This window comes from Kitasatospora sp. NPDC048545, assembly GCF_040651155.1.
Taxonomy (GTDB): domain Bacteria; phylum Actinomycetota; class Actinomycetes; order Streptomycetales; family Streptomycetaceae; genus Kitasatospora.
The window spans coordinates 185,920-194,122 of sequence record NZ_JBEZIQ010000011.1 but is presented as its reverse complement, the minus strand read 5'-3'; the positions used below and the strand labels follow the sequence as shown (position 1 = coordinate 194,122).

Annotated in this window: 11 protein-coding genes; 3 read left to right on the top strand and 8 right to left on the bottom strand. The window is 72.9% G+C overall.

The features are described from left to right. Positions 1-207: 207 nt before the first annotated feature. Positions 208-873, bottom strand: a complete 666-nt coding sequence (locus tag AB0D10_RS13875) for a lysophospholipid acyltransferase family protein (RefSeq protein WP_360255255.1) — start codon at positions 871-873, stop codon at positions 208-210. A gap of 100 nt (positions 874-973) precedes the next feature. Beyond that, positions 974-1,774 carry a maleylpyruvate isomerase family mycothiol-dependent enzyme gene (locus tag AB0D10_RS13870; protein WP_360255253.1) on the bottom strand — a complete coding sequence of 267 codons (801 nt, stop codon included), beginning with the start codon at positions 1,772-1,774 and terminating at the stop codon, positions 974-976. A 133-nt stretch (positions 1,775-1,907) separates the two neighbouring features. On the opposite strand from AB0D10_RS13870, the gene AB0D10_RS13865 reads away from it, so the two are divergent. After that, positions 1,908-2,300 carry a helix-turn-helix transcriptional regulator gene (locus tag AB0D10_RS13865; protein ID WP_360255250.1) on the top strand — a complete coding sequence of 131 codons (393 nt, stop codon included), beginning with the start codon at positions 1,908-1,910 and terminating at the stop codon, positions 2,298-2,300. A 57-nt stretch (positions 2,301-2,357) separates the two neighbouring features. On the opposite strand, the gene AB0D10_RS13860 is transcribed toward AB0D10_RS13865, so the two are convergent. The 3 genes from AB0D10_RS13860 to AB0D10_RS13850 all read right to left on the bottom strand — a co-directional run bounded on the left by AB0D10_RS13860 (position 2,358) and on the right by AB0D10_RS13850 (position 4,582). Next, positions 2,358-2,960, bottom strand: coding sequence for an ATP-dependent Clp protease proteolytic subunit (locus AB0D10_RS13860; RefSeq protein ID WP_360255248.1), 603 nt, complete (start codon positions 2,958-2,960; stop codon positions 2,358-2,360). A 1-nt stretch (position 2,961) separates the two neighbouring features. After that, positions 2,962-3,600: an ATP-dependent Clp protease proteolytic subunit gene (locus tag AB0D10_RS13855; protein WP_360255246.1), complete on the bottom strand. Its 639-nt coding sequence runs from the start codon at positions 3,598-3,600 to the stop codon at positions 2,962-2,964. Between the two features lie 121 nt (positions 3,601-3,721). Continuing rightward, positions 3,722-4,582, bottom strand: coding sequence for a LysR family transcriptional regulator (locus AB0D10_RS13850; RefSeq protein WP_360255244.1), 861 nt, complete (start codon positions 4,580-4,582; stop codon positions 3,722-3,724). Between the two features lie 128 nt (positions 4,583-4,710). Here AB0D10_RS13850 and AB0D10_RS13845 point away from each other — a divergent pair, with 128 nt between their 5' ends. Further along, positions 4,711-5,220, top strand: a complete 510-nt coding sequence (locus AB0D10_RS13845) for a nuclear transport factor 2 family protein (RefSeq protein ID WP_360255241.1) — start codon at positions 4,711-4,713, stop codon at positions 5,218-5,220. Positions 5,221-5,256: 36 nt separating this feature from the next. Here the strand turns inward: AB0D10_RS13845 and AB0D10_RS13840 are convergent, their stop codons facing one another. After that, positions 5,257-6,018, bottom strand: coding sequence for an SDR family oxidoreductase (locus AB0D10_RS13840; RefSeq protein WP_360255239.1), 762 nt, complete (start codon positions 6,016-6,018; stop codon positions 5,257-5,259). Further along, entirely contained in the window at positions 6,015-6,437 is a 423-nt protein-coding gene (locus tag AB0D10_RS13835) for a VOC family protein (protein ID WP_360255237.1), read from the bottom strand. The genes AB0D10_RS13840 and AB0D10_RS13835 overlap by 4 nt, the downstream gene beginning before the upstream one ends. 46 nt (positions 6,438-6,483) lie before the next feature. Here AB0D10_RS13835 and AB0D10_RS13830 point away from each other — a divergent pair, with 46 nt between their 5' ends. Further along, positions 6,484-7,215: a GntR family transcriptional regulator gene (locus AB0D10_RS13830; protein ID WP_360255234.1), complete on the top strand. Its 732-nt coding sequence runs from the start codon at positions 6,484-6,486 to the stop codon at positions 7,213-7,215. Between the two features lie 98 nt (positions 7,216-7,313). Here AB0D10_RS13830 and AB0D10_RS13825 read toward each other — a convergent pair whose 3' ends face one another. Then, positions 7,314-8,078, bottom strand: a complete 765-nt coding sequence (locus AB0D10_RS13825; protein WP_360255232.1) for a VOC family protein — start codon at positions 8,076-8,078, stop codon at positions 7,314-7,316. Positions 8,079-8,203 lie beyond the last annotated feature (125 nt).

The following is an 8,203-nucleotide window of genomic DNA, read 5'->3' as shown; positions in this document are numbered from 1 at the left end:
CGCTGGAGCAACCGCTGGATGGCCGCCCTCAACGCCTTCGACATCACCTTCGACGGGCGCCTGTCAGTCGGACGGGCGTAGGCCACCCGGCCCACGCCCGACAGCAAGATCAACACCTAGTCCAACCGGGTGTCGTACACCTAGATCGTGATAGTCCCCCACATCCGACGACAAATAAGTCAACCTTCGCAGGGCCGGAGGATCCGGTCAGGATTCGGTGGGGTGGGTGTCAGCGTGCAGGTGGTGGGCTGCGGTGGTCCAGGCTGCGGTGACGGCGTGGTGGGCGGTGGTTGTTGCCTCGGTGATGTCGCCTTCGAGGTGGAGGGGGGTGCCGAGGTGGACGTGCAGGGTGGGGCGGCGCAGTGGGGCGGTGGCGAATCCGGCGAGCTGTTTGGCGGCGCTGCCGGAGCTGAGGCGGCGGGCGCCGTACTGGCCGAGGGGGACGACGGGGGCGCCGCTTGTCGCTGCGAGTCGGGCCAGGCCGGTGCGGAAGGGGCGGGGCTCGCTGTCGTGGGAGTCGCGGTGTTTCGGGAGGCCGCCTTCGCCGTAGATGAGGACGACGCGGTCGGCGGCGAGTGCGGCTGCCGCGGTGTCGAGGGCGGTGGCGGCGTTGGCGGTGCCTCGGTGGACGGGGATGTGTCCGCCGGCCCGTAGGACCGTGCCGAGGAGGGGTATCCGCCACAGTCCGGCGGCGGCCATCACCACGGGTTCGGTGCCCAGCCGGCGCAGTGCGGCCAGGACGACGCCGGGGTCGGCGAGTGAGCTGTGGTTGGCGGCGACGATGCTGCCCGGGGCGATGGGGCCCGGGGTGTCGGAAGTGACGGACAGGCGGCCGAGGACGGGGATCAGGGTGCTGGCGATCCGGCTGAGCATCGGTGGTTCCTTCGTGGCCTTCGGCGGGGTGGTACCGCCATCCTCGCGGCTGTCGGTGCCGGGCAGCTTGAGTAGGCGTACTCAGATCGGTCCGGGTACGTCAGGGGGCGGTGAAGAGGGTGGGGAAGGTCGGGGCCAGCCATGGCCGGCGGCCCCAGGCGAGGACTTTGCCGCGGGTGAGGGCGTCGATGGCGGTGTAGCGGCCCAGTGCGATGAGGAGGAACGCGACCGGCCCGGTGAGGATCGTGCAGTCCGGGCGTCGGGGTGGGTCCTGGGTCACCGTGGCGGTTCCGTCCGTGAAGGTCACGGTGAAGGTGTCCAGGCCGCGTACCCGTAGCCGGTAGCAGGCGTTGTGGCCGGCCGTGGTGTGGGGGTTGGTGACCCGTGGCATGGCTGTGCGCAGGAAGGGCAGGGTCAGCGCGACGCGCTGGCGGTCGATGGGGTGTGGGCGGTGCAGGGCCAGGGCGATGTCGTAGAGGTGGCCGAGCATGTGGGTCAGGAGGTAGGCGGCGAGGGTGTCCAGGTCCATCGGGCCGAGCGGGGTCCGTACCGGGTCGGTGCCGGTGCGTGGGGCGGCTGCCGAGGTGAACCGGTGTGCCTGTCGGGCGATCTCCTCGGCGAGGGCGGCCGGGTCGCGTTCGGAGCGGGCGGCCAGAGCGGCTTCGTTGGCGGCGGCCAGTGAGCCCGCGGTGCCGTCGCCGTAGGGGCGTTCCTCTCCGGCGGCGAGGGCGGCCATCAGTTCGTTGGCCATGGCGAGGTGGGCAGCGGCCTCGGCGACCGTCCACTCGGCGCCGGGTATCGGGGTGTCGCCGCGGCTGTCGGCGAGGAGGGTGACGGCCTCGTCGCCGAGTGCGGTGACCGCTGCGAGGAGCGTGGTGCGCTCGGGGGGCGGGAGGGTCATGGTGGTGAACACTGGCCGACTCCGGGGTCGCTGTCCAGACCCGTGGCGTGGTCGGGGGCGTGATGGCGTCGGCTTCACCCAGGGCAGAATGCCGCTGTCTTCCCACGGGGCGCCGGATCCTTAGGCTGATGGGGTGAGCACTCATGCGCCGGACGAAGCCCGCGTCATCCCCCTGCGTCCGCAGGGGGCGCCGCCCGTGCAGGCACCCGCGGTGAGGGAGCCGCTGTGGCGCGACCTCGTCGGTGGTGTGCTGCGGCGCGAGCGGCTCGCGCAGGAGCGCACGCTGAAGGACGTCGCGCAGGCGGCCCGGATCTCGATGCCGTACCTGTCGGAGCTGGAGCGCGGGCGCAAGGAGGCGTCGTCCGAGGTGCTCGCGGCTGCCGCCCGGGCGCTGGGGCTGGGCCTGGCCGATGTGCTGTCGCTCGCTCAGGAGGAGCTGGCACGGTCTGCGCGGAGCCGGGTGGACCGGGCACGTCAGGGGCGTGCGTCGACGGGGCGGCACGACGGTCTGTGCCTGGTTGCGTGACCCCGCACCGGCGGGGCCGGTGGGCGCCGCCGGTGCGGGGTCGGGTGAGGGGAGGGGTCAGGTGAGGGCGAGTCGTCGGGTGAGCACCTGGTCGGCGAGGCCGTAGGCGACGGCCTCCTCGGCGGTGAGGACCTTGTCGCGGTCCAGGTCGGCGCGCAGCGTCGCGGCGTCGTGGTGGGTGTGCCGGGACAGGACCTCCTCGACCTGCGAGCGGATGCGGATCACTTCCTTGGCCGCGAGGCTGAGGTCGGAGACCGTCCCCTGGCGGCCCGCGCTGGCCGGCTGGCCGAGCAGGACCCGGGCGTGCCGGAGCACGAACCGTCGTCCCGGGTCACCGCCGGCCAGGAGGACGGCCGCGGTGGATGCCGCCTGGCCGACGCAGAAGGTGGAGATCGGTGACTGGATGAAGGTCATCGTGTCGTAGATCGCCATCAGGGCGGTGAAGGATCCGCCGGGCGAGTTGAGGTAGATCGAGATCTCGCGTTCCGGGTTGGCGGACTCCAGGTGCAGGAGTTGGGCGATGACGACGTTGGCGACGCCGTCGTCGATCCCGGTGCCGAGGAAGACGATCCGTTCGTTCAGGAGTCGGCTGAAGACGTCGTAGGAGCGCTCGCCCTGTGCGGTGCGCTCGATGACGTAGGGAACCGGGTAGGAGCTCATGTCACAGTCCCATCCGTCGGTGCGGTGCGGCCGGGCGGATGTCGGCGAGCGACTGCACCACCCGGTCCACGATGCCGTACTGGCGGGCCTGTTCGGCGGTGAACCAGCGGTCGCGGTCGCCGTCGCGCGCGATCGTCTCCTCGCTCTGGCCGGTGTGTTCGGCGGTGATCCGTTCGATGGCCTGTTTGGTGTACTCCAGGTTCTGTGCCTGGATCTCGATGTCCGCGGCGGTGCCGCCGATGCCGGCCGAGGGCTGGTGCATCATGATCCGCGCGTTCGGCAGTGCGAAGCGCTTGCCGGGGGCTCCGACGGTGAGGAGGAACTGGCCCATGCTGGCGGCGAATCCCATCGCGAGCGTGGTGACGTCGTTCGGGATGAGCTGCATGGTGTCGTGGATCGCCAGGCCGGCGGTGACCGATCCGCCTGGGCTGTTGATGTACAGGCTGATGTCGGTGCGCGGGTCCTCGGCCGAGAGGAGCAGCAGTTGGGCGCAGACCCGGTTGGCGGAGACGTCGTCGACCTGGGTGCCGAGAAGGACGATCCGCTGGGCGAGCAGGTGGGCCGCGAGGTGGTCGTCGAAGCGGCTGAGGGGTGTGTCGTCGTCCTGTGCGTGGGGTCGGGGCGTGGTGAGGGGGGTCATCCGGTCTCCTCGTCGGGGGCGGGTGTGCCGTCGGCTCCACTCTTGCCTCCGGGGGTTCGGGGATGGGGTTTCTCTGCTTGGCGCAGATTCGCCAGGGGCAGAGGGGGTCAGGGGGTGGGGGTCAGGGGGTGGGGTCGGTGACCAGGTCGGTTGCGGCGCGGGTGAAGGCGCGGACGCGGGCGGTGGTACGGCTCTGCGGCCAGATCAGGCCCCATTCGAGGGGTGGTGCGTCGGCGAGGGCGACGTAGGCGATGTCGGGGCGCGGGTAGTAGCGGCGGGTGTGGGCGCCGACGGGCAGGACGCCGTGGCCGGCGCCGACGAGTGTGAGTGCTTCCTGGATGCTGTCGGCTGCCGGGCCCGGTGGGAGGGGTGGCGGGACGGCGGTGCCGTCTCGCAGTCGGATCACCGGGAGGTTCGTCAGGTCCTCGGTGGTGGCGCCGTGCGGGCGGTCGAGGGGGTGTCCGGCGGGGACCGCGAGCATGCGGGCCTCGCGGACCAGGGGCGGGCCGCAGGTGAGGTCGGGTTCGTGCGCCGGGAGGGGGCCGAGGCACAGGTCGGCGTCGCCGTCGCGCAGCCAGCGGGTCGCCTCGGTCATCCGGGCCTCGCGTAGCCTGACCTCGCAGTCGGGGGCCCGTTCGCGGAACAACTGGGTGATCCCGATGAGGAGTTGGCCAGCGGCGGCGCCGACGTAGGCGACCTGGAGGCTGCCGGACAGGCCGCGCCCGGCTTCGACAGCGCCTTGGAGGGCCGCTTCGACGGCCTGCCAGGCCGGCCTCAGGTCATCGGCCAACGCGCGGCCGAGCGGGGTGAGTTCGACGCGGCGGCTGGTGCGGTCGAACAGGGTGGCGCCCACCCGTCGTTCCAGTTTGCGGATGGTCTGGCTGACCCGCGCGGTGGACACCCGCAGCTTCTCGGCGGTGCGCCCGAAGTGCAGTTCCTCCGCGAGCACCAGAAACGACTCCACCTCGTACCGCTCGATCACGCGCCACCCCGTCGTCAAGCCCGAGTTAACGATCATTGCGCAGAAGGGCGTTGTTCGCCATCGGTCACGGCGGCAGAGTGGGGGACGTCGAAACCCGGCCTCTTTCACCGATTCCACCGGAGGACATCATGACGACCGAGCCCCTGCAGGCCCTGACCGCGCGGCCCGACGACATCGCCGCGGTCGTCGGCGAGTTGCGCGACCGTGCCGAGATCACGGACGCCCTCCTGCGGTTCGCCCTCGGCCAGGACCTGAAGGACCGTGAGCTGTTCGCCTCGGCCTTCACCGCCGACGCGGAGCTGGACTTCCGTCCGGCCGCGGCGCGCTGGGGTGGCGAGCCGCCCCTGATGACCGGTCGGGACTTCATCGTGGACGCCATCCTGGCGATGTTCGCCGGCCGGGTGGACACCACCCACCAGGTCACCAACCCGCGCGTCGGTGTCGACGGGGACACCGCCCGGCTCACCGCGCTGGTCGAGGCGCAGCACCTGCTCGTCGGTGAGCCGGGTACGCACGCCCTGCTCAAGAACCCCTACACGGTGGATCTGGTGCGTGAGGGTGGTCGTTGGCTCATCCGGCGGATGCGCATCGACAACGCCTGGTTCACCGGGGATCCGAAGGCCGTCTTCGGCGGCTGACGGCGGCGGGGCGGGGCAGGGTGGCGGCGGGGCGGGTCACAGGCGCAGGTGGGATGCGCCGTTGAGGTCGAGGACCGTGCCGGAGGCCCAGGTCGCCTCGGGCGAGGCAAGGTAGAGGACGGCTGCGGCGACCTCCTCCGGGGTGCCGACCCGTCCGAACGGGCTCTGCGCGCGCAGGGCCGGGCCGGACGGGCCGGTGATGCGTTCGGCGACGCGGTCGGTGGCGGTGAAGCCGGGGGCGACCGAGGTCACCGAGATGCCGTGCGGGGCCAGGGCGACGGCCAGGGACTGGCCGAGGGCGTGCAGCGCGGCCTTGCTCGCGCCGTAGGCGGGGTGGTCCGGTTCGCCGCGGAAGGCGCCGCGCGAGCCGATGTGCACGATCCGGCCGGGTGCGCCGCGGGCGATGAGGCGGCGGGCGACGCAGTGGCTGAGGTTGGCGGCGCCGAGCAGGTTGACGTCGACCATCCGGCGCCAGACCTGCTGCCAGTCGTCGTAGGACGCTTCGGCCGGGTGGTGGGCGTTCGTCTCCGCGGTGGCCACGGCGGCGTTGTTGACCAGGACGTCCACCCCGCCGAGCCCGGCGTCGGCGGTCTCGGCGATCCGCCGGACGGCGGTGGGGTCGCCGAGGTCGCCGTCCACCAGGAGGTGTCCCTCGCCGGGCAGCGCGGCCAGGGTCTCCTCGGCCCCGGCGCGGCTGGAGGCGTAGTGCACGGCGACGCGGTCGCCCCGGGCGGCGAACGCGTGCGCCACGGCCCGGCCGATGCCTCGGGAGGCACCGGTGACCAGGACGCCCCTCATCGGGCGAACATCCGGGTCTCGTCACGGAACGCCTTGAACTCCAGGGCGTTCCCGGCCGGGTCGAGCAGGAACATCGTCCACTGCTCGGCGGGCTGTCCGGCGAAGCGCAGGGTGGGCTCGATGACGAACCCGGTGCCGGCGTCGGCCAGTCGCCGGGCGAGGGCGTGGAAGGCGTCGACGTCCAGTACCAGTCCGAAGTGCGGCACGGGGACGGGGCGGCCGTCCACGGTGCTGTGCCCGGCGGGATCGGGGCGGTGCCCGGGGACGAGGTGCGTCACCAGTTGGTGGCCGTGGAGGTCCCAGTCGACCCAGCCGTCGGTCGAGCGGCCCTGCGGGAGTCCGAGCACGCCGCCGTAGAACGCGCGGGCGCGGGCCAGGTCATCGACGGGGACGGCGAGGTGAAAGGCGGGACGGGTCATGGCCCTCACCTTGATCCCCGCACCCTACCGATGTCAACATTCGGACATGAATGATGAACCCCTGCGGAAGGCGGTCCGGCGCGGGCTCGCCGACGAGGTCGCGGACCGGGTGCGCGACGCGATCCTCGACGGGCGTTTCCCGCCCGGCGCCCCGCTGCGGGAGGTCGACCTCGCCGAGTCGCTGGGCGTGAGCCGCGGGGCCGTGCGCGAAGGGCTCGCCCGGCTGGAGCACGAGGGGCTGATCCGCACCGGCTGGCACCGGCCGACCACCGTCGTGGCGGCGAGCGCCGTCGACGTGGAGGAGGTCTACCGGGTGCGCGCCGCGCTCGACCGGCTGGCGGCCGTCACCGCGATGCGCCGGGCGACGCCGGAACAGCTCGACGGACTCGACCGGCTCGTCGACGGGATGGCCGCCGAGCTGGCCGCCGATGCCGGGGTGCCGCGGCTGCTCGCCCTGGACATGGCCTTCCACGACCGCGTCTACGAGGCCGCCGGGAACGGCCGGCTCACCGCGGCCTGGCAGGCCGTGCGCTCCCAGGTGTTCCTGTTCCAGTTGCAGCGGGTCTCGCTCGCCCGGGGCCGGTACCGGGCGCTGGTCGTCGACGAGCACCGCGAGCTCGCCCGCCTGCTGCGGGCGGGCGGCGACGCCGAGGAACTCGGTCGGCTCGCCGCCGAACACGTCGACGCCGCCCGTCGCAGCCTGCTGGCCCTCCTGGCGGAGGCGGGAGGCGGGGAGACGGGCGACGGGGAGGCGGGGGGCGCGGCGGGCGACGGGTGACCGGGCGGGTGAGGGAGTCGGGCGGGTGAGGGAGTCGGGTGGCGGAGGGGCCGGGACGTCGGGGCGGGGGGGTGTCCCGAGGTCCCGGCCCGGCGGGGTCAGCTGTCGGCGAGGGGGGCGAAGACACCGAAGGTGGCGCCCTGCGGGTCGCGGATCACCGCGATCCTCGGGCCGTTCTCCATCTCCACGTCGACGGGCCCGTGCAGGACCTCGGCCCCGAGCCGGGTCGCGGTCGCCGCGGCCGCGTCCACGTCGGTGACCGTGAAGTACGGGTTCCAGTGGGAGGGGACCTCCGCCGGGAAGGAGGCGTCCATGGGCATCACGCCGCCGAACATCCGGTCGGCCAGGCCGACCATCGGGTAGGTGTCGTGCGGCCAGACCCGCCAGCCGAGGACGCCCTGGTAGAAGGCGAGCGCGGCGTCCCTGTCCCGGGTCGACAGGTCGGCCCAGCCGAAGGCGTTCGGCTCGTCCACCACGCCGAAGCCGCCGAACCCGCGCTTCTGCCAGACGGCGAACGGCGCGCCGGTCGGGTCGCTGAGCAGGGCCCAGCGGCCGAGGTCGCCGATCTCCGTCGGCCCCATCCACACCTGGGCGCCGGCGCCCTTGGCGGACTCGCAGGTGCGGTCGACGTCGGCGGCGGCGAAGGACAGCAGCCACATCACCGGTTGCTGCGGGTTCATCAGCGGGGCCACGGCCGCGGCGGGCGCGCCGTCGTGGGAGAAGGTCGTGTAGCCGCCGTACTGCGGGTCCGGGTCGGTCTCGGCGGTCCAGCCGAACAGTTCGCCGTAGAACTGCTGGGCTGCGGGGAGGTCGCGGGCGCTCAACTGGGCCCAGCACGGGGAACCCGGGAGGATCTCGGTCACCTTCAACGCTCTGCCTTTCGACGCGGTTTCCTGCTGCTGCGGGGGTAGCCGTTCGTTGTTTTCGCTGGTCAGGCGGCTGATGGTGGGCGAGTCTAGTCGGCGGGCGGCCGGTCGCAGGGGCGCCT

What these genes read in the sequence shown, in the direction of transcription:
- AB0D10_RS13835 (WP_360255237.1), bottom strand. Translation starts at nt 6,437, where the DNA reads ATGACCCGTCCCGCCTTTCACCTCGCCGTCCCCGTCGATGACCTGGCC.
- AB0D10_RS13845 (WP_360255241.1), top strand. Translation starts at nt 4,711, where the DNA reads ATGACGACCGAGCCCCTGCAGGCCCTGACCGCGCGGCCCGACGACATC.
- AB0D10_RS13860 (WP_360255248.1), bottom strand. Translation starts at nt 2,960, where the DNA reads ATGAGCTCCTACCCGGTTCCCTACGTCATCGAGCGCACCGCACAGGGC.
- AB0D10_RS13830 (WP_360255234.1), top strand. Translation starts at nt 6,484, where the DNA reads ATGAATGATGAACCCCTGCGGAAGGCGGTCCGGCGCGGGCTCGCCGAC.
- AB0D10_RS13870 (WP_360255253.1), bottom strand. Translation starts at nt 1,774, where the DNA reads ATGACCCTCCCGCCCCCCGAGCGCACCACGCTCCTCGCAGCGGTCACC.
- AB0D10_RS13840 (WP_360255239.1), bottom strand. Translation starts at nt 6,018, where the DNA reads ATGAGGGGCGTCCTGGTCACCGGTGCCTCCCGAGGCATCGGCCGGGCC.
- AB0D10_RS13875 (WP_360255255.1), bottom strand. Translation starts at nt 873, where the DNA reads ATGCTCAGCCGGATCGCCAGCACCCTGATCCCCGTCCTCGGCCGCCTG.
- AB0D10_RS13855 (WP_360255246.1), bottom strand. Translation starts at nt 3,600, where the DNA reads ATGACCCCCCTCACCACGCCCCGACCCCACGCACAGGACGACGACACA.